The following is a 20219-nucleotide window of genomic DNA, read 5'->3' as shown; positions in this document are numbered from 1 at the left end:
ATTTTAGGAGATCGGTGACATCAATAGCGATCGCGATTGATCACGCCAAGACACTCTCGGTGACTCCCCAACACACCGCGAAACGACTCCCGCTTAGACCTCCGCAGCCACCCTTGCAACCACAACTCCCCACGATTGCTGATGCGTTGTCAGTGGTGGCTTTGCTTTGCTGGTGGGTCCCGTGCGCGAGGGGCGCACCGGACTGGATGGGGGAGCAGTCAGTGGTGCGTGTGCGAGAGTATTTCCGGGCGGAGGCGCGAGGGTGCGGGAGCACTCACGATGGGCGCCCGGCGCGCGGCGGGAGATGAGTGTCCTGGCCGCTATCACCTTGGTGGCTGTCGGCTTCGCCGGCACCACCGGCAGCACCAGCGCAGACCGCTCGGAAGAGAAGGTGCCCCGGCCGCGGTCGACGGCCGTGTATCCGGTGAAGTTCCCGGATTGGGACAAGCCGCGACCGAGGCCGACGCCGACCGTCTCGTATCCGATCCGTGGGACCGGAGCCACTAAAGCGTCACGTGGAGGCATCCAGGTGACTGAGATTCGCGCGTTAGAACTGTGTGACCACGACAACCCAGCAGCCCGCCCCGGTCACCGGCCGCGAGGAAACGATTCCCCCTTCGCCGGGTGAGCCGATCTTCACGCAGCTGGCCACCCGCTGGAAGGCGGAGGGGCGTGTCGTGCCCGGACAGGTGGACCGGGAGTGGGTCAGGCTGGCAGATGGGTGCCCGTGGCCCACCCGATAGGCCAGCGTGGTGCGGTGCTCTCCCTCATCCCCGCACCCGCTGTACCGGCCGGCAGCCTCGCCGCACCTGCCCGGTCACCGAGGCTGCCGGACCGGCCGGTCAGGTTGGGCCCCTTCCGGTCCGGCAACCCCACCCCCAGGCCTCTACACGGTGTTCGCGACGAACAGGCGCTGGGCTGCCGTGGTGGCTCCGGTCAGGCTGAGGGGAATGTCGAGGCCCTTGCACATGCGGTGGGCGCGCACGATGACGCTGAGCGTGGCGGGCGTCGGTTCTCCGGCGGGGACCTGGACGCTCACGCGGCGGGGTCGGTGGGTGTGGACGAGGGCCTCGAGCTCTACAGCGGCTGCGGCCCGGGTGTTGACGTCGATGCTGTGGTGCACGGTCAGGCGCAGGGTGTCGCCGTCGACGCTGTGACTGATCAGCATGAGGGCCTCCGCCTGCCGTGGTTTCGGGCCCTACTTGGTCCCGGCGGGCCGGCGCGGCGCTGCCCGGCTCTCCAGGGTGACAGTTGGGCTGCGTTGTCGCAGCTCACGGCGGCTCTCGGCGGGTCGCGTCGCGCTCTGGGGCCATGCCGGGGTCGGTGATCCGGCCCCGATGGCGGCCGTTCGGCTCGTGGTTGCGGCAAGGGCGTCGTCCGCGCGGTGCGGGCGTGGCCCCCGCCGCGCCCGCACCGCTCCCCTGGAGCCGCAAGGCACCGCGGCTCCAGGGCTGCCGTGCCGGGGCCACCCCCGTGGGGCCCCGGCACGGCAGTAGCCCCACCAGTCCACCAGATCGGCCGGTTGCCCGGAACACCGCCCCCCCAGCGCAAAGCCCTGGCCACGCCCCGAAAGGGGGCAGGCCAGGGCCCTGGTTCGCACGGTCCGGGGGAGGGGGAGCCAGAAGCCGTTTGTCGCGCACCATCACAACGATTGCTTTGCCCGCGTGGACACCTCCGCGTCACCGCACGGCGCCTTGGCCTGTCTCCTGGGAGGATGCTTGTCATATGGAGCCGTTGCCGACGCCGTGCCCCGCGGACCGGATCCCGGACGCGACCGGTCTGGAAGCGTTCGAGGCCGCCTGTCAGGCGGCCCGGGATCAGCGCGTCGTGTTCATCGCGGTCGAGCAACAGGGCGGGCCTAACCCGCCGTGGACGGTCAAGGCCGACGCGCTCACCGCCCCGCAGCACACCATCGACCCCGCCGTGTACAACGCGGTGCGCGAGGCCGTCATCCGCCTCATCCACTCCAAGGAGATCCGTCCCGACTCCTCCGCCGGCCCCGTCACCTTCGACCTGCACGATATGGACGGCGAGGTACGGGCCCGTGAACTGGCCGCCGCCCTGCACGCTGCCCTCTACGGCGACCTCGAACCCCTGACCCGCGCCGTGCCCCCAACCACCTGACGACGCACCCGCGCCCGGGTGCCGGCATGCGCTCGATCCAGTGCGAACGGGCGCGTGCCGAAACCAGCTGTTTCCCTGACGGGCCCCGCAGGGCGCGCACCTGTGATGGCAGCCGTCCTGTACGCCCTGGAAGACCCCCCTCTGAAGGGCCTCAGACATGGGATAACCCCCCCCGGAGAGGGGGCCGGCATCTCCATGGGGCCACCCACGGGAACTTCCTGATCGGAGCACTTACGCGTCTCCCGCTACGCTCCTAACTTTACCTCTGGGGCGAGCAGTACGCGCGGTCGACTACGCGGCCACCCCCGGCGTCTCCCATCAGGTCGGCGTGAGGCTCAGACCGTGTCCGGACCGGCTATGCAAGTCGTTCCGCGTGGGCTTCCCAACTGCGTAGATAGCGGTGGGTGATTGCTCGAGATGCCGGGGGTGACGGGTCCTGTTTCGCTGTTGTGGCCCGCTCTTCCTCATCACCCTAGGAGTGATCATGAGTGCTGCAGGCGAGTCGGGTCGTGCCCAGCAGAAGCAGATGCGTGCTCGGGCTGCGGACCTGGAGCAGGCCGCGGAACGTGCCATGGACCCGCAGGAGCGTCAGCGTCTGATGGACAAGGCCCGTGAGCTCAAGGAGCAGAGCGAGCGGGCAGGCGGTACGGGCCAGCCGGACATCGACCCGATGTAGTCCCGGCAGTTCCCGGCAAAGACACCGGCCGGGGGCCGTCCTCCGTGACTGTCTGGTACGTGAGAGGCCCCCGGCCGGTCACTGCTGTCTCCGCCCCAGAACACGCCTGCGCCGCCATCGACACCGGCACAGGATCACCGCACACCCGGCAGCACCTGCCGCGTCCTCCCGCCAACCCTGGCATGAGCTCCATGACGTGGCTACGGCTGGTCAGGAGCATGGCCGGCCGTAGCCTTTGCGGCGCCTCCATACGGCGCATCGCGGACGGCACCGAACGTTCCTATGGCCGGAGCCATCGGCAGTGGCTCCGGCCCCTCACCTGCTGCCGCCAGACATCGGTGGCTGTCGATGCAGGGGCGTGGTGGCCGGGGAGGAAGTCCTGCCGCCGAGCATCCCCGCAGACACGGGGTCCGACGGGGCTTTGTCCGGGAGCTGTGTCAGGTCAGCGGTTGACGCAGGCGTTGCCGAAGGTCGGGTTGAGCAGCCCGATGACGTTGACGGTGTTGCCGCAGACGTTGAGGGGAATGTGGATGGGCGCCTGCACCAGGTTGCCGGAGAGCACGCCGGGGGAGCCCACCGCGTAGCCTTCGGCGCCGGAGTCGGCGGCCGCGAAGCCCGCGCCACCCAGGACGACGGCACCGGTGACAGCTGCGACGGCAAGCGTCTTCTTCATGAGGATCATGACTCGCTTTCTTTGCGTTCGTGAGGGGCCTGCCAGAGCAGGGCCTGGGCGCCGTCCCGGTGGCGAAGAGCCTCGACACTGTTCGGACGGCCGCCTGCCTAACGCACCTTCAGCCGTGGAGACACGACCAGAATCAGGTATCCCACCTCATGCCACACAGCACCCCTGACGTCGTGTCTTGTCAGCGCTAGGGGAAGGGAGCCCGATTTCGTCGACCGCACGCATCGAGCCCAGGATCGCGACCACCGGCCCACTCGACTCCGGCAAATTGGCTAGGCGCCGGCAAGCGATTGATGGCGCACGCAGAGAAGGAGGCCGCTCGTGTGGCCAAGCTGCCGCAGGGCAGCGACAGCCGGATGATCTGTGTCTTCAGGGGCCTGATGCACGCGATCGCCTGCGGCACCTGCGCCACCGAACCCCGACTGCTCCGTGTTCTTTCCAACGGCATCTTCGAGTGCCCTGACGGCCACCAACTCGCGCCGCAAGAAATCGACTTGGACGGCAGCCACGTGTGGGCTGTCATCGCATCCGGCATCCTCGGGTGCGTCGTCGACCCGGCACGTGCCGTCGAAGCTCTCGGTGAAGCAGTCGACGACGTTGGCTCCGGCGGCAAGTGTCCCGATCCTGCTTACGCCGTCCGGGCGGCGTTCTGTGGCGGGTTCGACGCGTTCGCCGACGTCGTGGGCGTCTGCCGTGCTGGGGTCGCTTAGGTTGGCAGGGCGGTAGGTGGTTACGTCCCCCCGGTCTCGTCTCATCTACCGCCCTTGGGGAGAAGGGCCCGGCACTTCCTCGCGCGCCGGGCCCTTCTCTGTTTCCGTATTCGGTGTTGGCGTTCGAGCAACTCCTGTGTGTGTCAGATGCGGGCAGCGGCCGTCGCATCAGGGAGTGTGGGAAAGATCCGGAAGACACTGTCGGTCCCGGTCACCTTGAGGGTGCGTTCAGACATTGGGCTGAGCGGTCCGCACAGCCAGGGCAGCCGGCCTTCGCCGCGTCCCGGCTTGAGCAGCTCGCCCAGCAGATGTGCGCCCATGTGGTGCACCCCGGACAGGTCGACCACGACCTGTTTGCCTGAGCGACCCGCGGACTGGAGGGCCAGGCCGACCAGCTTGCGCTTTCCGGCTGGCCAACTCGCTCTCTTTAGTGGGAGATCGGTACGCGATCGAGGCACCTGACGGCTGCCCGCCGCACCTGCCTGATCCCCGACCGCACGACCACGTAGCTGCGCCCATCACTCAGGGAGGGTGGCGTGACCAGGCAGGTGTGGGCACGGTCGATCCTCAAGGCCTCTTCCCCAAACCGGCGTTGGCCGGAGGAGGACGCATCCCGGCCAACGTACTGCTGGGCGTGATGGCTCAGGAGTCCAACCTGTGGCAGGCAGAGCCGGGGTCCATCCCCGGCCAAATGGGCAACCCCTTGGCCTCCTACGCCGGCTTCTACGGCCACAAGGGCGGCGACCCCGCCGCCTACTGGAAGATCAACTGGGCCGAGTCCGACTGCGGATACGGCGTAGGGCAGGTCACCGACGGCATGCGACTCTCGGGACACGAGAAGGAAGGCGAGAAGGCACTCGCCCCCGCCACGCAGCGCGCCGTCGCCCTGGACTACACCGTGAACGTCGCCGGCTCCCTGTACATCCTCGCCGACAAGTGGAACGAGGTACACAAGGCCGACCAGAAGATCACCGTCAACAACGACGATCCCTCCCGCGTCGAGAACTGGTTCGCGGCCCTGTGGAACTACAACCTCGGCTTCAACCCCCGCGCCGACGAGGGCACGAACGGCAACTGGGGCCTGGGCTGGTACAACAACCCTGCCAACCCCGTTTACCCCCCGTCCCGGTTGGCCTTCATGAACACCGACATCGACCCGAATGCCGTCAAGGACGCCGCGCATCCGCAGGACTGGCCGTACGAGGAGAAGGTGCTGGGTTGGGCCGCCTGGTCCGCCGACACCGGCTACTCCTACGCCACATCCGGCCGCCAGGACTGGCCGGGAGAGTCAGGCTTCTCCTCGGCCGGCTTCCGCCCTGCTTACTGGAACGGCACCGCTGACCCATACACCACTCCGGGTAGCGCGACGTACAACCGGGCCCACGCCACACCGTCGCTCGACACGTTCTGCAACACGAAGAACAACTGCGACTCCGCCAGCCCGCCCGACTGCCCCGACGCCGCCTGTTACACCCAGTACTGGTGGCACGAATCCAACGCCACGTGGAAGAGCGACTGCGCCACTACTTGCGGCTTCGAGAACATCAAGTACCAGACTCTGATCGCCGAACCGGGCCGCGGCACCAGGCTCCAGTACGGCACGCCCGTCTGTTACACCGAGAACAGCACGCCTCCCAACTCGCTGATCGTGCATTCCATGCCCGACCAGACGAACACCTATAGCTCATGCGGAACGACCGGAACCGACGCCGGCAACTTCCAGTTCACCTTCAATGCCGACCCTGCCGCGACCGGCCCCGGTCTTGGCCAGTACGAGGCCAAGGGTGATTTGCATCAGATCGGCGGTGGCCTCGACGGTCACTTCTGGTACGCCCACACTCGCGACACCGCCCACCTCGGCGGTGACAACGGGCTGAGGCTGATGACCGTCACGGGCACCTGGACCCTGGAGAAGGACGTCTCCTGGGCGCGGGTCATGGTGCACGTGCCTGACACCGGAGCGCAGACGCGGCAGGCCGCCTACGTCGTGGGAGGCTCTGACAGTACGTCCTCCCATCGCATCGTGGAGCAGCGCGCCAACCGTTGGGTCAGCATTGGTGCCTTCCACTTCACGGGCACCCCAAGCGTCACCCTCACCAATGCCACTGAGGACGGCACCGGTGATGAGGACGTTGCCTGGGACGCGGTCGCCTTCCAACCTCTTCCTGGTAAACCGAAGAACGTGGAGGTTGCCATGGGTGACTCCTACGCCTCCGGAGAGGGCGCCTCGGATCCGGGAGGCGACGACTACGACCCCGAGTCGGACTACTACAACAAGGCTGCGGGTGACCGAGCTACAAACTCCTGCCACCGCTCCCGAGTGGCCTGGTCTCGCCGCGCGGTCCTTCCTGGCGAAAGCCAGACGACAGCGGAACTGGAAACCTCGTGGAGCCCGCGGCTTGACTATAAGTTCATAGCCTGTTCCGGTGCCCGCCACTACGACATCCTCAGCAAAGACCTTTCCGGAGAACTTCCACAAATCCGGCAGGGATACCTGGACCAGAACACAACGCTTGTCTCCCTGTCCATCGGTGGCAATGACATGCAGTTCGCAGCCATCCTCCAGCAATGCATTCTTCCCAACCTCAAGGCGTGCCCGGACGACACGATCCCCGAAGTAGACCCAGACACCGGAGACGAGACCGGCAATAGGACACCTGTGCTCAGGGACTGGGCGCCGGAATGGGCCCACAGCGTCGTGCGACCCAGAATCGCGAAGACCCTCCAAGCGATTCACGAGAAAGCGCACAATGCGAAGATCGTCCTCATGGGCTACCCGCGCCTCTTCGACAATAATGCCCAGTGCGGAAGTGCCCCAGGTATCGGCGCAAACGAAGCTCCTTGGCTGAACGAGATGGCCGACGGGCTCGCCGAGGAAATGAAAGGGGCCGCAAGCGATGCCGGTACCTACGCCGTCTTCGCTGACCCGCGAAACGCATTTTCCGGACAAGCGGTTTGCGGAAGCCCGGAGACCATCCATGGCCTTGTCTTCACCGGCCGTTCCAAGGCTGATGAGACAAACCTGCTGAAGCCGTCCATGAAGTCCTTCCACCCGAAAACCTCAGGCACAATCAACTACGCCAACGCCTTCGAAGCGTCCCTCAATCGGTAGGGGCAGTACACGCACCAGGTGGCAGGGCGTCTGAGCACGGGCACCCTGCCACCTGAGTACCGGAACGGATGCAACACGACGATTCCCAGGAGGACGCTGAGAGCATGAGCCCCTACCTCCAACGTGCGGCAAAGGCAGCCGTCGTGACCATCTGTGCCACGCTAGCTGGTTGGAAACTGTTCGAAGGCCTGTACGTGTGGGCTGATCACGCTGCAGCCGCGGAAGAGGCCGCCGACCACAATGCGTGGTTCGCCGGATCCACGCAGCACGTCGCCGCCTACATAGTGGGCGTGCTGTTCGTCCCCCTCGCCACGTGGACGGGACTCCACCTGACCAGGATCAGAGGAAACCACCTAACTATCCTCGCCTCTGGACTTGCGTGGATCATTCTCAGCGCACCTCATCTCGTTGACTGCAACCCAGACATCATCACCGTTGTGGCTTGGACGGCTCTTCAAACCGCGCTCACGGCCGCGGCAGCAGCCGCTACGAGCCCGCCACGTGTCAAAGCGTCACGATGAAGACGCCAGGACCCCTGCTCAGGAAAGCAGCAGAAGCGGTTATGGCGACCGCTCTCGCTGTAATCGCCCGGGCGCACAATTTTGTTTGGCAGCCCAAAGCCTGGACTGTGCGCAGATGGGCGAGAGGCCGACAGGCCCAAGCCGCACGTGATAATAGAGAACAGCAGCTCAGAGAGATCGTTCGCGCCTACGCGGAAATCCCGTCCTTGACTCTGCGCCTCGCAATCGTGCAAGACGCGTGCGTAAAGGGCGGTGGGTGGAGTCTGAGTCCCGGAGACGACTATAAAGTTTCCTGCAGCCTGAGTATCTCCGCATACTTCAGCACCAATGCGAATATGGAAACCGTCCTCAAGCAACTTCTCTATGCCGGAGACAGGGCTGATTCACTCATTCCATTCAATCACCAGAGTCATGCGAACGACATTCCGCGCATGGGGTTCCTTTTCGGCATGGAGACTGGGCAGAACGTCACCTGGGATAACCCACCTGCGCATCTCGTCGGCGAAAGAAGATTCGAAACGACTAGGCGGCGACCGCCTTTCTATAGACTCGAAGTGGAGGGCGAGCAGACAACCGTCTCCAAAATTCGCGCCATCCACGGGCCAGTTGTGCTTGTGAAAATATCGCACGGATCCTACTTGCGCATCCCTCGCTAAGCTTGGTGTTTATGCAGGATTGCTACTGTGTTGGCTGCCGCGAGGTTTGGTTTGTGCTGCGCCGTGCGATCCAGCGGCATATGGCACGTCGTGACAATCCTGAAGTGGCACTCAACAAACCGACGCGGGAAGCCACGGTGTAGCCGAAGGCGATCTTCTCTCGCACTCGAAGGTCCTGGCGGAGGCGAGTGCCGCCCACTGGTCGGTACTGCATCCGCATCGATCCAGCAGGATCTTCAGCGCACTACGGGCTGGGGATGCGGGGACTGCTGATGCGCTCGGAACGGCGCCTCGCAGGACGTGACGTAGGCGTAGGTCCAGCCGTTCGCGCACGCCAGCACGATGCGTGCGCGAACGGCCAGTCCCGGACTTGTCGACGCTGGCCCACATTCCTGCGACGTGCCCGGTCGCCGGCACGGTCACGCAGGACGGCCCCGCAGGGACGGACGGGGACGGTGCGTGGGGGCTGGCCGCGCTGAAGTCCGTCCCTGAAGTGACCATCGTCGTCGCACCGGACCTGTGGAGCGACGTGTCCGAGGAGCAGGGCGGGCGGAAATTTCCCGTGCCAGTGAAGGTTGATCGTTGTCATCGAAGGTTGAACCGACCGGCAGCGCCGCATCGTCGCGTGCGCGCGTGAGTGGATCGCCGAGCACGGCGAGGGCCGTCCGTGCTCAGCCGCCACGTTCGGAAAGCGGATGGCGTCTGAGTCCTGCGGGGCAAGGTCACAGAAGTTGAGCCAAAACCGGTTCCGTGCGCGAGACCGGGCTGGGCTACCAGCCTCCGCCTGCATCACCATCGACAGCCAGCCATGCATCGGCTGGCTCGTCCTCCGGCTCGTCATCGGACGTCTCAACGTCATCGGCAGGTATGCCGGTCATCGTCTCATCATCCTCGTTGCGGCGCTTCTCATTCATGTCGCTACTTTATGACGCCTGCTCACCGGTTGCGGTGGCCGGGTGAGCGCTGGCGGGGGCACTGGGTCGGGGTGCGGCGGGCGGTGGCTGCCCTGACGAATGACGGTGTACCCACCCTCTCGGTAATGGGGGCGAGGAGGGCTCCCATTTGGAGCCCTCCTCGCCCAATGTCCGATGTCTGACCCAGGCCGCCGATCGCCCGGGTGGTACAGGCATAGAGTCCTATGCTCGCTCCTCCCAGAGGGGACCGTGCCATACGTATACGACGGCTCCCAGGAAGAAGAGGACTACGGCCGCGGTCCAGGCGTAGGTCACCTCGCCGGGCAAGAGCAGGACGGCCCAGGGGGCCACCGAGCCGAACGGTCGTGTCCCCACGAGCCACATCACCATGGGTGTGAGCACGGCTGGCCCCCACGCTGCTCCTGAGGGGAGGAGCCAACTGCCGCAGAGGGCCAGGCCCGTGAGGAGCATGGTGTTACGCATGGCGACCGTGCTGTTGGTGACGGCCCCGCAACTGGCCATCGCTAGGGCGGGCAGCACGATCGCGGCGACTGCCAGCAGGCGGGTGCGTGACGGATGCGGGGCCAGTCGCTCGGCGACGCCGGCTGCGGTGCCCAGAGCGAGGGGAAGCACTGCCGCGAACAGTCCTGGTACCAGTGGCCACAGTGCGCCCGTCACTCCGTCCCGGGCGGGGACGTCGTACTTGTCCTGGGGCACGGCAAGCCACAGGAGACCACACGCAACTGCGGCCAGGGCCTGCACATGGAGCCGCCAGCGGCGGACGTACAGCAGGGCCCCTTTCGCGATCTCAGCCATGGCAGGCCATGAGCCCAGCAAACGCCGCGTGTGCGGCCTTCGTCCGTTCTGGCACCGTTCCCTTGACGATCACTGGGTCTACGCCGCGATCGTCATAGGTCTCGGCGCCTACGGACTGGGCGAGCCAGAAGCGCGCGTTGGTGTAGTTCTTCTCCATGGCGGAGCCCGGGCGGATTTCGCAGCGGGATCCGTAGTACGTGCCCAGCACCATGTCCACGAGCGCGTCTGTCTTCCCGGTGACCGTGGCCAGGTCGAGTTGGCCGAGGTCTCGTCCGGTGGAGGTGGCGTCCTGGCGGTAGGTGGCCGGCGCGGTGACCCCGATGCTGGCCAGGGCCTTGTTGTAGGGGGTGAGGTGTGCCCTGAGTTGGGGCTCGAAGCGCGTGTAGCTGCGGCCCAGGCAGATCTCAGGGGCCTTGCCCGAGCACACCACGTCACCGGAGCGGGCCTCGAGGTAGAGGTGATCCCTGGACGTGGCGTAGACCGCGGAACCGATGGTGAGGGCACAGACGAGGGCCATCACCGGCCACCGGGGGCTGCGGTACCAACTGGCGAGCCAGGCGCCGACGAAAAGTGCCAGCAGGGTCGCGAGCGTGAAGAACAGTGACTGGGCCATCTGTGTGCCCAGCTTGGGCCGAAGGCCGATCAAAGAGCCGGTCGCGCCCCCGACGGTGACGAAGACGGAGAAGCTGCTCGTGTAGAGGAGCAAAGTGGCCAGGAAGACGACGATGGCGGCGAGCGGCGCGGCAAGCCGGCTGTGGGAGAGCCATCCCGCGGCGAGGCCTCCGGCGCACTCCAGGGCCAGCAGCGCCAGGGCGGGGATCGGAGTGAGCAGTCCACGCAGCCCAGGCCACTGGGGGGTCCCTGCGGCCGCGGTGATCGCGAAGACCACGCCAAGCCCCAGCAGGAATGCCAGTGCGCACCAGGCGAACAAGGCTGCCCATGCCGAGGTGAGCATCGCGATGGGACGGTGATGGGAGCTTAGGAAATGGCGGGACCGGGCCAGCCGGTAGCCCTCCCACCCGGCGACGCCGGCCAGCAGCGGGCCGAGCAGGACCACCGTGAAGTTGTACTGGTAGACCGCCCACATCCACTCGTAGCGCCAGTTCATCGACCGCAGCAGCGTGTTGAGCAGCACCAGAACCAGGAACACAGGGAACAGGGTGCGGCCGAGAGAACGCCGCATCAGCAGGGAGGTGATGTTCACGCGGTGCCTCCCATACGGCGCAGGGCGATTTCGATGGCACGTGCCTCCGGGGTGGGTTCGGCAGCATTCTGGGCTGCGCCTTCCACCTGTCCGATGAGGTCTGCCGGGGTGCCGTCGAAGACCACCCGCCCTTCGCGCAGCGATACGACCCGGTGTGAGAGGAGTTCGATGTCCTCGGTGTGGTGCGTGCTCATCACGACACAACGGTCACGGCCGACGCGGCTGAGCAGCTCGCGCAACTCGATCCGGTGCTCCACATCAATGCCGGTAGTCGGCTCATCCAGGAGCAGAACCGCGGGGTCATGGACGATGGCCTGTGCGATGTAAGCCCGCTGCCGGTTTCCTCCAGAGAGGAATTTCAGACGAGTGCCGGCTTGGGAGCCCAGGTCGAGCCGCTCGATGAGCGTCTGCACTGCCTCCCGCCGGTTGCGCGACTTGATCCCGCGCAGCCAGGCCGAGTAGGTGACCGCTTCCTCGACAGTGAAGTGGCCCGGGAAATCGGCGTTTTGCGGCAGGTATCCCACCGACTTTCGGTAGGCGGCGCCAGCGCTGCGAGGGGTGACGTCGTCATCGCCGAGGGCGATCTGCCCTGCCGTGGGCGGCACCAGGAGGGCAAAGACCTTGAGGAGCGTGGACTTACCGGCACCGTTCGCCCCGGTGAGGGCAGTGATCCCGGATCCCAGAGTCAGCGACGGGATATCCAGCACGCTCTTGTTGCGGTAGCGGACGATGAGGCCGCGGGCACAAAGCCGTGCGGCAGTGTTGCCGCACGGCTCGTGCTCCCCGCGAGGGGAGTGGTTCATAGAGAGAATCCCTTAAAGCTTTCGACGCCTACCGGCTCAGTAGCTGAACGTGGGGTAGGCATGGGCCGAGCAGCTGTCGGACACGGGGAACCCGAGCTGGACACACACTCTGATGTCGCCACGAGCCTTCTCGCTGTTTGAGTCGAGGCCCTTCGACAGGTAATTGGTGACGTAGTAGGTGTGGTTGTGCTCCGGTGTGCTCGCGTAGCCGTTGTCCACCCAGCCCTGACCCCCGGTGGAGGTGTCGCCGAAGAAAAGGAAATTCGTCGCCGCGTAGACGGTGTTGCCGTCTGCGGAAAGGTCCTTGGTCAAAACCTTGTTCTTCGCGTAGGTGGCTCCGCTGTTGTAGAAGTCACCGTAGCCGCTCGCGCGGCTCTTCCCGTCGTAAGAAGCAGTCAGTGTGCCCCAGGAGACCGCAGAGGCCGAGCCCGCCATGACACCGGCGAGGATGGCGCCGCCCAGAGCGGCTGCAATGGCACGGGGCGGAGCTATGCGAAACATTTTCGTCTTTCTCCCTGCATGGTTGATGCCCAGAGGGGGCATCAGATCTGGCCCCCCTCCAGATGTGGACTGACCATAAGTCATTCCGAGACCCACCACAGCGACGACGTCTGCCAGAGACTCTGCGCGGGCGCCGCTCTCAGCAATGCGATTTGGACGAGTATCTAACAGATCATGAATAAGGCACAATCGCCGCGAAACGACCATTCTGCTCGCTATTGATTCGGCGATCCACCTCTTCGGAGGGAAACAACTCGCCAAGTTCCAAACGCATCTGAGGTGTCATCACGCGATTCCGCTGCATGGGGGAGTAGCCGTGCGCTCAATCCAAGAAGCCATCGTTAGGGCGGCCCCCACGCTGGCGCAATATCCCCCATCGCGGCGTACTGCCCCTAGATGGCCAAACTGGACACCCCGGTCACTGAATGTGAGAAGGCGCGCCGTGGAATCGCGATTGAATAACCCAGCCAGATCTTAAATAAGGCTGCACAAAACGCCATAAACAACACAAAAAGGGGGAAATTGAATGTGACTCAACGTGACGAATTTCTTTGTGGTGTGGAGGAGGTGTGAAGATTGCGAGAGTGGTCAATTCGTTGTCTCGCTTTGAGTGGAAAGTATTGGGTTGCTGGCGAATGGCGGGACGGAACAGAGAGCCCCGGCTGCCCGCAGAGAGCGCGCAGGCAGGGCCGATGAGTGGATCTGGACTCACCGAGCCGTTGCCTTGAGGCCGTGGGTCGCGGCGGCGAGCAATCTGTCCCTCTCGGCCACAGCAGTTGGGCCTCGTACTGCGGGGCGGAGTGCGGCATCTCCCGCGCGCAGGCCTACCGGCTGCTCGACGTCGCCTACGCCCTGGCCGCGATCCACGACGCGGTCACGGCCGGCACCGAGGTGTCTCGCACGTGGATCTTGTTCGTTGACGATCAGCTGTCGTGATGCGTGGTGATCTGACGAATGGGCAGTGGGCCAGGCTTGAGCCGTTGCTGCCGCGGGGTATCAAGCTGGGGCGTCCACAACTGTGGACGCGGCGGCAGTTGATCGATGGCATACGGTGGCGGACCCGAACCGGTGCCCCATGGCGGGACGTGCCAGAAAGATTTGGCCCGTGGGACCGTGTCTATGACCTGTTCCGTCGCTGGCAGCGAGACGGCACCTGGGCGAGGATCCTCACCCAGCTCCAGGCAGAGGCAGACTCGAAGGGCCTGATCATCTGGGATGTGAACGTCGACTCCACCGTCTGCCGTGCTCACCAGCACGCCGCCGGGGCGGCGAAAGAGGGGGACTTCCAGAAGGAGCCGCCCGGCGGGGTCTTCGTCGAGCCGGGCAACCACGGACTCGGACGCTCCCGGGGTGGTCTGACGAGCAAGATCCACCTTGCGGTGGAGCAGGGGCAGAAGCCCTTGGCTCTCGTGATCACGGCCGGACAGCGTGGCGACTCCCCGCAGTTCGAGCCCGTCCTGGAAGCGATCCGGGTTCCCCGGATCGGTTTGGGCAGGCCGCGCAAGCGACCCGACCGGGTGCGGGCAGACAAGGCGTACGACTCCCGCAGCAATCGCTCCTACCTGCGCAGACGTGGGATCAAGGCCACGATTCCGGTGCCTGCGGACCGGGTTCCTAACAGGCTGGGTCTCGGCTCGCGTGGCGGGCGGCCGCCGAAGTTCGACACGGATGATTACAAGCAGCGGCACGTGGTCGAGTGCGGGATCAACCGACGCAAGCGCCACCGGGCTGTCGCCACGAGGTACGACAAGCTAGCCGTCCCTACGAAGCGACCGTGTTGGTCGCATCCATCAACGAATGGTTGTGACCAGCACTCAACAACAGGCCGTAAGCAGCCGCAGCACCGAACGACGGCCTCGCCCTTGTAGTGCTGGAGGGCGAGGCCGTCGTCGGGGGGATCGTCAGCACCTGGCGTTCGGCGGTGCCGTCACGGTCAAAGGCCTTACTTGCCGAAGACGTCGTTGGGTTCGCACGCCGATACGGACTCGACCCTGACCAGCCGGTGCAGTGGGAAGTCGAGGCGCTCAATCCGACCGAGCTATGCCGGCATCGACATCGAGCACAGTGATTTGCTGTCCGGCACCCGCGGGGCCCAGATCGCCGGACGCTTCACGCTCATCACCACCGAGCCGTTTCCCTACGGCCCGGAATGGCAGGGGCTCGTCGCCACCTTGGAACAGACACTCCTCCTGCACGACCACAAGCCGGGCACTCTCACCGGCCTGGACCGCTATCTGCACCACCGGACCGGCGGCATGATCGGAGCACTCTCCCACCAGATCCGCGGAGCCGCGATCGATGCCATCCTCACCGGCACCGAAAAGATCACGAAGCAGAGTCTCGAAGCCATCCCGCTCGACCACACCGCCGAGACCACCCGTCCCCGCTCCAGGTCCGGCACCCGGCGATGAACGGCACATCCGACGCCCTCGCTGAGCGCCTGGACCGGCTCCCGGTCCAGGTCCGTCCGCAGTTCGGCGAGACCACCGACTCCTACGTCCGCCGCCTGGCCCGCGCCAACCATCTCAAGCCCAGCTACCTCCACGGCTTCCTGACCGGCACCCCGAACTGGTTCGGTAGACCCCGACTTGAACGACTCGCAGCCCTCTCAGGCCGCTCACCCGAGGTGCTGGAACGGGTCCTTTCTGATGCTCGACCTCCCCGCCGACGCCGCAAGGCGGGCCCGCCGCGGAAGCCGAAGCGCACCACAAAGTCCGAGCTCTATCAGCGCATTCGCCGCGACGCAGAAGCCGAGGGCCTGTCGGGGAGAGCACTGGTCAAACGGCATCACGTCACCTGGCGAACCGTCCGCGCTGCCCTGGACAGCCCAGAACCCCAGCCCCGCAAGCCGCTGCCTCGCCGCTCCACGGTCATCGATCCCGTCCAACACCTCATCGATCCCATGATCGAAGCAGGCCGAACCTCCATGGAGATCTGGGTGAGTCTCATGGATGAGCACGACACCTCGATCGCCTACGGCCGGATCAGGGCCTACGTCCGCGACCACACAGCACCGTGACTGCCAGTCAATCAGGCCCGCCCAGGTCAACGACCTGCACCGGGCCGACTTCGTTGTCAGCGGACACCCGAAGCCGTCGACAAACGACTCCCGATCAACATCTCCTCGCGTAGCCAGAACCTGCAGAAGGCCGCACAGGGCTCCCGTGTGCCCACCCAAAGCCCCGTGCGCAGGCGCCCTATCAGTCGGTGAGGTCCAGGGCGATGCGCAGGGTGCGGGCGACGGCGTTCATCTCCTCCTCGGGGACGATCCCGAGGTATTTGCCCGCAGTGATCGCGGAGACCGTGAGCGTCATGATCTGCGTGCCGATCACATCGCCCGTGACCGGTGCGGTGATCCGGTTCGACAACAGCGTGTCGGGAGCTGTGCCGGTGGTGTCCACGAGCACCGTCACCGCAGTACGCGGGAACACCGACAGTGCCGGGTCCGCCTCGACCACGAGCAGGGTGTGCCCGCTGCGCCGGCCCGGGATCTCCCATGCCTGGCCGCGCCGCAGCGGCGGAAGACCGTCGCTCACGCTGCACTCCCGCCGTTCAGTTCGTCCAGGGCGTCGAGTTGCAGCTCGTCGAGTTCGGCCAGCGTGTCGCGGCGGGACTCCTGCCACCGGGTCAGCCGGGCGGCGGAGTCCCGCACGGCCTGCGCCATGAGGGCCTTCGCCGCGTACGCCGACAGGTTCCCGCCGGCCTCGTTGGTTGCTGCCTCAAGAACGTCTATGGGCAGACTCACCGTCACGCGCTTACGAGTCGTCATACCAAATAGCATACTCGTGGGCGTACCCGCCGTGTCAGCCTCAACCGGCTGAGCGCAACAGCCGGGATCGGTAGCCTGAGATTCGGCGCGCGCTGCTCACCGTGAGTGGGAAGACCATGAAGGAAGAGGCGGCGATCGAGAGCGCCCGGGAGGTCTGGCGCGCAGACGTCCGGACTCTGTCCGACTATCAAGATGTCCTGGTCGTCTCCCTCACGGGCCTCGACGAGGCGTACGGAGCCGTCCTAGGACTCGCTCTGCGCCCCGCCAGCGGCTGCCCCGACACTGCGATATCCGTCGTCATCCGCGACCCGATCCCCTGCACCGCCATCGCCGCGAACCCCCAGCAACTCCGCGCTGCCCGCTGAAGGCCGTCGCCCGCTCGCAACCACGTCCCGCCACCGCTGTGAGTGGTGGTGGGACTTGCCGGCGTCGGCACCGGCCCAAATCGCTGGCACGGGTCTGACTGCGCGGGCGCACAGAGGGGCCGGAGCACTGCCGTTGCATCGGCAGTGCTCCGGCCCTTTACCTGCTGCCGTCAGACGTCGGTGGCTGTCGATGCGGGGGCGTGGTGGCCGGGGAGGAAGTCCTGCCGCCGAGCATCCCTGCAGACACGGGGTCCGACGGGGCTTTGTCTGGGAGCTGGGTCAGGTCAGCGGTTGACGCAGGTGTTGCCGAAGGTCGGGTTGAGCAGCCCGATGACGTTGACGGTGTTGCCGCAGACGTTGAGGGGAATGTGGATGGGCGCCTGCACCAGGTTGCCGGAGAGCACGCCGGGGGAGCCCACCGCGTAGCCTTCGGCGCCGGAGTCGGCGGCCGCGAAGCCTGCGCCACCCAGGACGACGGCACCGGTGACAGCTGCGACGGCAAGCGTCTTCTTCATGAGGATCATGACTCGCTCTCTTTGCGTTCGTGAGGGGGCCTGCCTGTGCAGGGCCTGGGCGCCGTCCTGGTCGCGAAGATCCTCGACACCGTTCGGGCGGCCGCCTGGCTAACGCGCCATCAGCCGTGGAGACACGACCAGAATCAGGTATCCCGCCTCATGCCACACAGCACGGCCTGACGTCGTGTCTTGTCAGCGCTCGGGGAAGGGAGCCCGATTTCGCGGTGGCGATGTCTTCTTCGCGGGGGCGGTCGGACGCCGAGGCCGCCGACGTGCTGGCGCTGCTGTGCGAGCAGATCGGCGAGCCCCTCGAGCACGGCCTCGCCGCCCGCCGCTGCGCGGTCTCCGGCGACCGCCGGGCCCTTATCGGCACCGTCCTGTGACCGCTGCTACCCGGCCGCTGTGAGCGCGAGGCGCCGCCCTCACTCGGGTCTGACCTGCGGAAACGCTTCGTTTAACCAGGTCGTCCCCGACTGCCGGAAAACCCGTCACTCGGGGACGACCTGCGGAAATGCTGTGGCGCCGCTTGGAGGCGGCAGACCGGGTCAGCCGCCCTGGTGCGTGCGTGCGGCGCGCACCGATTCCTCCAGTGTGGCCATCGAGTCCACCGCACCGTGGTTGGCGCTGAGATTGATCATGGCGGCTGGCACAGTGATCGCCCCCCAGAGCGGGGGTTCGCTGAAAGATCGTCGACTCATGAACGGAGCGTGGCTACGGTCCGCTCATGCCGGTGGAATTCTTAACTGATGAGCAGGCCGAGGCGTACGGAAGTTCGCCGAGGAGCCGACGCGGCCGGAGCTGGAGCGGTTCTTCTTCCTGGACGACGTGGACCGGGACCTCACCGCGTTGCGTCGGTCCCAGGCCCACCAGCTCGGATTCGCGGTGCAGATGTGTACCGGTTCCGCGTACAACGCGACGCGCCTGCGGCCTCCTGGGGGCCTGCGGCCGGCGACCGTGAACCCCCGGGGGTCCGCGCCGTGCCCCGAGCGTCCTGACGGCACACCCGGGACTGCACTCAGCTCGCGTCGATGTGCGACTTGATGACGTCGGTGATGAACCGGCGGGTGTGGTCAGGATCGAGGGCCTGAGCCTGGAGGTGGTCGTACATCACGCCGTAGCCCTGCACGTCGGACGCCTTCTCCAGGTAGAGATCGCTGGTGAACCGCTCCAGATACACCACCCCCGCCTTGGTGTTGCCGGCGAACCTCAGAAGGGAGAACTGTCCCGACAGACCCGGATGCGCCCCCACCGCGTAGGGAAGGACCTGCACGGTGATGTGCGGCTCGTCGCTGAGCGCGTTCAGGTGCTCCAGCTGCCCGCGCATGATGTCGGGAGAGCCGACGACACGGCGCAGGGCCGTCTCGTCCAGGACGACCCACAGACGCAGCGGACACCCTGGGTCGTAGATCCGGTGCTGGCGGCGCAGCCGCACCTTCAGGCGCGCGGCCGCCTGCTCGGCCGCGGGCAGGGGGATCGTCTCCTCGATGACCGCTGCCGCGTAGGCGGGGGTCTGCAACAGGTCGGGGATCACCAGGGGGGCGTAGGTGTGGAGCGAGGCGGCGTCCGTCTCCAGGCCGATGTAGACGCTGTTCGTCAGGTCGCCGTAACGGTTCCACCAGCCTGGCCGGCCGGATTCCCTGGCCATCTCCATCAGCGAGTCGATGACCTGCTCGTCCGTCACCCCGTAGATCGCGCACAGATCGCGGACATCGCGGGGACCGATCGCGCGGCGGCCGTTCTCCAGGTGACTGATCTTGGGCTGGAAGACCATGAGCCGCTCGGCCACCTCGGTGCTTTTCAGCCCACTGGCCTGGCGGAGCCGGCGCAGCTCCGCCCCCAAGCGGCGTCTCCCCACGGTGGGATTGTTGCTGGCCACCACGGGCGGGCTACCTCCGGCCTCACGTCATCGTCTGGAGACCGCAGATTGCCACGGGAAGGGACTTGTTGATCACATGCCATGCCGTCGAGCTCTCGGCAGTCGAAACGGGCCATGACCCCGGCATAGGTCAGAACCCATGATCAATCTCAGCGCCAACCACGGTTCGATTGATCCCCGACGCCGTAACCCCGGCCGCACCGTGGCCCGAGTGCTTCTGTACGCCCTGGTCCGGCCTGGCCGTGCGGAGGACGATGGAGGCATGGGCACCCGCGACCAGGACCAGGGGCACGTTGCCGAACCGGCGCAGCCCGGCCGTGACCTGCCGGGCGTGGACCGCGCCCGGGAGATGACGGCCGACCTGCGCGCGGCGATGGACGACGTGGTGCGCTGCGTGGCGACGCTGGCCGCCCGGGTCCGCGATGCGCACGCCGCCCGCATCTGGCTCCCTCTCGGCCACAGCAGCTGGGCCTCCTACTGCGGGGCGGAGTTCGGCATCTCCCGCGCGCAGGCCTACCGGCTCCTCGACGTCGCCCACGCCCTGGCCGCGATACACGACGCGGTCACCGCCGGCAGCGAGGAGGTGTCTCACACGCGAGACACCGACCCGGCCGCCGCGACGGCGCTCGACTACGGCCTGTCCCAGCGCGCCCTGATCGACGTATCCGCCCGCCGCGCCGACGTCGCCCAGCTGATCACCCGCCGCCTCGCCACGCTCACCCACAACGGCCAAAACCCCCTCGACGAGCCGACCGTGCGCGAGGTGGTCCGCCAGGCCGTCCACTACATCCGCACCACCCCGCCCCCACCGCCCGCCTGCCCGTCGGCCGATCCCGCGCTCGCCGCGCTGCGCGCCGTGGCCGATGACCTCGCCGCCGGCACGTACGCGATCGGCGAGCTGATGCTGGAAGCCAACGGCGGGCGCGCGAGCTCAGACCGTGACCGGATCTGCTCCCCGCCGGTGATGACGGTCCA

24 protein-coding genes and 1 pseudogene are annotated in these 20219 nt (G+C 66.4%); 12 read left to right on the top strand and 13 right to left on the bottom strand.

Features of this window, described 5'->3' with window-relative positions; all coding sequences use genetic code 11:
* Nucleotides 1-886 precede the first annotated feature (886 nt).
* A complete protein-coding gene (locus tag LGI35_RS45235; RefSeq protein WP_227300850.1) occupies nt 887-1168 on the bottom strand; it encodes a hypothetical protein in 282 nt (93 codons plus the stop codon).
* Nucleotides 1169-1725: 557 nt separating this feature from the next.
* Between LGI35_RS45235 and LGI35_RS45230 the strand changes: the two genes are divergently transcribed.
* Both LGI35_RS45230 and LGI35_RS45225 read left to right on the top strand, forming a co-directional pair.
* The gene (locus tag LGI35_RS45230) at nt 1726-2124 is read left to right on the top strand and encodes a hypothetical protein (protein ID WP_227300849.1); all 399 of its coding nucleotides are present in this window, start codon (nt 1726-1728) and stop codon (nt 2122-2124) included.
* A gap of 484 nt (nt 2125-2608) precedes the next feature.
* On the top strand, nt 2609-2800 hold the full coding sequence (locus LGI35_RS45225) for a DUF6381 family protein (protein ID WP_227300848.1): 192 nt from the start codon (nt 2609-2611) through the stop codon (nt 2798-2800).
* A gap of 442 nt (nt 2801-3242) precedes the next feature.
* Here the strand turns inward: LGI35_RS45225 and LGI35_RS45220 are convergent, their stop codons facing one another.
* Nucleotides 3243-3482: a chaplin gene (locus tag LGI35_RS45220; protein WP_227300847.1), complete on the bottom strand. Its 240-nt coding sequence runs from the start codon at nt 3480-3482 to the stop codon at nt 3243-3245.
* A gap of 323 nt (nt 3483-3805) precedes the next feature.
* On the opposite strand from LGI35_RS45220, the gene LGI35_RS45215 reads away from it, so the two are divergent.
* The gene (locus LGI35_RS45215) at nt 3806-4192 is read left to right on the top strand and encodes a hypothetical protein (RefSeq protein WP_227300846.1); all 387 of its coding nucleotides are present in this window, start codon (nt 3806-3808) and stop codon (nt 4190-4192) included.
* Nucleotides 4193-4335: 143 nt separating this feature from the next.
* Here LGI35_RS45215 and LGI35_RS45210 read toward each other — a convergent pair whose 3' ends face one another.
* Nucleotides 4336-4539, bottom strand: a complete 204-nt coding sequence (locus LGI35_RS45210; RefSeq protein ID WP_227300845.1) for an STAS domain-containing protein — start codon at nt 4537-4539, stop codon at nt 4336-4338.
* A gap of 203 nt (nt 4540-4742) precedes the next feature.
* Between LGI35_RS45210 and LGI35_RS45205 the strand changes: the two genes are divergently transcribed.
* Nucleotides 4743-7304: an SGNH/GDSL hydrolase family protein gene (locus LGI35_RS45205; RefSeq protein WP_227300844.1), complete on the top strand. Its 2562-nt coding sequence runs from the start codon at nt 4743-4745 to the stop codon at nt 7302-7304.
* A 104-nt stretch (nt 7305-7408) separates the two neighbouring features.
* Nucleotides 7409-7825, top strand: a complete 417-nt coding sequence (locus tag LGI35_RS45200) for a hypothetical protein (protein ID WP_227300843.1) — start codon at nt 7409-7411, stop codon at nt 7823-7825.
* A 1426-nt stretch (nt 7826-9251) separates the two neighbouring features.
* On the opposite strand, the gene LGI35_RS45195 is transcribed toward LGI35_RS45200, so the two are convergent.
* The 5 genes from LGI35_RS45195 to LGI35_RS45175 form a co-directional block, all read right to left on the bottom strand.
* Entirely contained in the window at nt 9252-9395 is a 144-nt protein-coding gene (locus tag LGI35_RS45195; RefSeq protein WP_227300842.1) for a hypothetical protein, read from the bottom strand.
* Between the two features lie 222 nt (nt 9396-9617).
* On the bottom strand, nt 9618-10211 hold the full coding sequence (locus tag LGI35_RS45190) for a hypothetical protein (protein WP_227300841.1): 594 nt from the start codon (nt 10209-10211) through the stop codon (nt 9618-9620).
* A complete protein-coding gene (locus LGI35_RS45185) occupies nt 10204-11415 on the bottom strand; it encodes a hypothetical protein (RefSeq protein ID WP_227300840.1) in 1212 nt (403 codons plus the stop codon). Before LGI35_RS45185 ends, LGI35_RS45190 begins: the two co-directional genes overlap by 8 nt.
* Entirely contained in the window at nt 11412-12218 is an 807-nt protein-coding gene (locus tag LGI35_RS45180) for an ATP-binding cassette domain-containing protein (protein WP_227300839.1), read from the bottom strand. The genes LGI35_RS45185 and LGI35_RS45180 overlap by 4 nt, the downstream gene beginning before the upstream one ends.
* Nucleotides 12219-12254: 36 nt before the next feature.
* On the bottom strand, nt 12255-12719 hold the full coding sequence (locus LGI35_RS45175) for a hypothetical protein (RefSeq protein WP_227300838.1): 465 nt from the start codon (nt 12717-12719) through the stop codon (nt 12255-12257).
* A gap of 732 nt (nt 12720-13451) precedes the next feature.
* On the opposite strand from LGI35_RS45175, the gene LGI35_RS45170 reads away from it, so the two are divergent.
* The 4 genes from LGI35_RS45170 (at nt 13452) to LGI35_RS45155 (ending at nt 15738) form a co-directional block, all read left to right on the top strand.
* Nucleotides 13452-13655 carry a hypothetical protein gene (locus tag LGI35_RS45170; RefSeq protein WP_227300837.1) on the top strand — a complete coding sequence of 68 codons (204 nt, stop codon included), beginning with the start codon at nt 13452-13454 and terminating at the stop codon, nt 13653-13655.
* Nucleotides 13652-14526 (top strand): IS5 family transposase gene (locus LGI35_RS45165; RefSeq protein WP_227300836.1). Its coding sequence is split into 2 segments (ribosomal slippage): nt 13652-14480 and nt 14480-14526, totalling 876 coding nucleotides; the frame shifts between segments, so codons are not numbered across the junction. The genes LGI35_RS45170 and LGI35_RS45165 overlap by 4 nt, the downstream gene beginning before the upstream one ends.
* Before the next feature lie 262 nt (nt 14527-14788).
* Nucleotides 14789-15130: a hypothetical protein gene (locus tag LGI35_RS45160; protein ID WP_423835787.1), complete on the top strand. Its 342-nt coding sequence runs from the start codon at nt 14789-14791 to the stop codon at nt 15128-15130.
* Nucleotides 15127-15738 (top strand): TniQ family protein, encoded by a 612-nt coding sequence (locus tag LGI35_RS45155; protein ID WP_227300835.1) that lies wholly within the window; start codon nt 15127-15129, stop codon nt 15736-15738. The genes LGI35_RS45160 and LGI35_RS45155 overlap by 4 nt, the downstream gene beginning before the upstream one ends.
* 181 nt (nt 15739-15919) lie before the next feature.
* Here LGI35_RS45155 and LGI35_RS45150 read toward each other — a convergent pair whose 3' ends face one another.
* Together LGI35_RS45150 and LGI35_RS45145 are read right to left on the bottom strand one after the other, a co-directional pair.
* On the bottom strand, nt 15920-16255 hold the full coding sequence (locus LGI35_RS45150; RefSeq protein WP_227300834.1) for a hypothetical protein: 336 nt from the start codon (nt 16253-16255) through the stop codon (nt 15920-15922).
* The gene (locus LGI35_RS45145; protein ID WP_227300833.1) at nt 16252-16488 is read right to left on the bottom strand and encodes a type II toxin-antitoxin system CcdA family antitoxin; all 237 of its coding nucleotides are present in this window, start codon (nt 16486-16488) and stop codon (nt 16252-16254) included. Before LGI35_RS45145 ends, LGI35_RS45150 begins: the two co-directional genes overlap by 4 nt.
* Nucleotides 16489-16589: 101 nt before the next feature.
* On the opposite strand from LGI35_RS45145, the gene LGI35_RS45140 reads away from it, so the two are divergent.
* A complete protein-coding gene (locus LGI35_RS45140) occupies nt 16590-16853 on the top strand; it encodes a hypothetical protein (RefSeq protein ID WP_227300832.1) in 264 nt (87 codons plus the stop codon).
* A 284-nt stretch (nt 16854-17137) separates the two neighbouring features.
* On the opposite strand, the gene LGI35_RS45135 is transcribed toward LGI35_RS45140, so the two are convergent.
* Nucleotides 17138-17377, bottom strand: a complete 240-nt coding sequence (locus LGI35_RS45135) for a chaplin (protein ID WP_227300796.1) — start codon at nt 17375-17377, stop codon at nt 17138-17140.
* A gap of 215 nt (nt 17378-17592) precedes the next feature.
* Between LGI35_RS45135 and LGI35_RS45130 the strand changes: the two genes are divergently transcribed.
* Entirely contained in the window at nt 17593-17751 is a 159-nt protein-coding gene (locus LGI35_RS45130; RefSeq protein WP_227300831.1) for a hypothetical protein, read from the top strand.
* 162 nt (nt 17752-17913) lie between these two features.
* On the opposite strand, the gene LGI35_RS45125 is transcribed toward LGI35_RS45130, so the two are convergent.
* Complete coding sequence (locus tag LGI35_RS45125) at nt 17914-18066, bottom strand: hypothetical protein (RefSeq protein WP_227300830.1); 153 nt, start codon at nt 18064-18066, stop codon at nt 17914-17916.
* Nucleotides 18067-18092: 26 nt separating this feature from the next.
* On the opposite strand from LGI35_RS45125, the pseudogene LGI35_RS46775 reads away from it, so the two are divergent.
* Nucleotides 18093-18265 (top strand): annotated as a pseudogene (locus LGI35_RS46775) (DUF4158 domain-containing protein); the annotation flags it as partial.
* A 118-nt stretch (nt 18266-18383) separates the two neighbouring features.
* Here LGI35_RS46775 and LGI35_RS45115 read toward each other — a convergent pair.
* A complete protein-coding gene (locus tag LGI35_RS45115) occupies nt 18384-19247 on the bottom strand; it encodes a helix-turn-helix domain-containing protein (protein ID WP_227300828.1) in 864 nt (287 codons plus the stop codon).
* Nucleotides 19248-20219 lie beyond the last annotated feature (972 nt).

The sequence above is a fragment of the Streptomyces longhuiensis genome, from assembly GCF_020616555.1.
GTDB classification, from domain to species: Bacteria; Actinomycetota; Actinomycetes; order Streptomycetales; family Streptomycetaceae; genus Streptomyces; species Streptomyces longhuiensis.
The sequence above is the reverse complement of the archived record's forward strand: the minus strand, read 5'-3'. Positions and strand labels throughout refer to the sequence as shown.

Bases quoted from the DNA above. Each gene is read 5' to 3' on its own strand.
- LGI35_RS45235 (WP_227300850.1), bottom strand. From the start codon at position 1,168: ATGCTGATCAGTCACAGCGTCGACGGCGACACCCTGCGCCTGACCGTG.
- LGI35_RS45230 (WP_227300849.1), top strand. From the start codon at position 1,726: ATGGAGCCGTTGCCGACGCCGTGCCCCGCGGACCGGATCCCGGACGCG.
- LGI35_RS45225 (WP_227300848.1), top strand. From the start codon at position 2,609: ATGAGTGCTGCAGGCGAGTCGGGTCGTGCCCAGCAGAAGCAGATGCGT.
- LGI35_RS45220 (WP_227300847.1), bottom strand. From the start codon at position 3,482: ATGATCCTCATGAAGAAGACGCTTGCCGTCGCAGCTGTCACCGGTGCC.
- LGI35_RS45200 (WP_227300843.1), top strand. From the start codon at position 7,409: ATGAGCCCCTACCTCCAACGTGCGGCAAAGGCAGCCGTCGTGACCATC.
- LGI35_RS45195 (WP_227300842.1), bottom strand. From the start codon at position 9,395: ATGAATGAGAAGCGCCGCAACGAGGATGATGAGACGATGACCGGCATA.
- LGI35_RS45190 (WP_227300841.1), bottom strand. From the start codon at position 10,211: ATGGCTGAGATCGCGAAAGGGGCCCTGCTGTACGTCCGCCGCTGGCGG.
- LGI35_RS45180 (WP_227300839.1), bottom strand. From the start codon at position 12,218: ATGAACCACTCCCCTCGCGGGGAGCACGAGCCGTGCGGCAACACTGCC.
- LGI35_RS45175 (WP_227300838.1), bottom strand. From the start codon at position 12,719: ATGTTTCGCATAGCTCCGCCCCGTGCCATTGCAGCCGCTCTGGGCGGC.
- LGI35_RS45155 (WP_227300835.1), top strand. From the start codon at position 15,127: ATGAACGGCACATCCGACGCCCTCGCTGAGCGCCTGGACCGGCTCCCG.
- LGI35_RS45145 (WP_227300833.1), bottom strand. From the start codon at position 16,488: ATGACGACTCGTAAGCGCGTGACGGTGAGTCTGCCCATAGACGTTCTT.
- LGI35_RS45135 (WP_227300796.1), bottom strand. From the start codon at position 17,377: ATGATCCTCATGAAGAAGACGCTTGCCGTCGCAGCTGTCACCGGTGCC.
- LGI35_RS45125 (WP_227300830.1), bottom strand. From the start codon at position 18,066: ATGAGTCGACGATCTTTCAGCGAACCCCCGCTCTGGGGGGCGATCACT.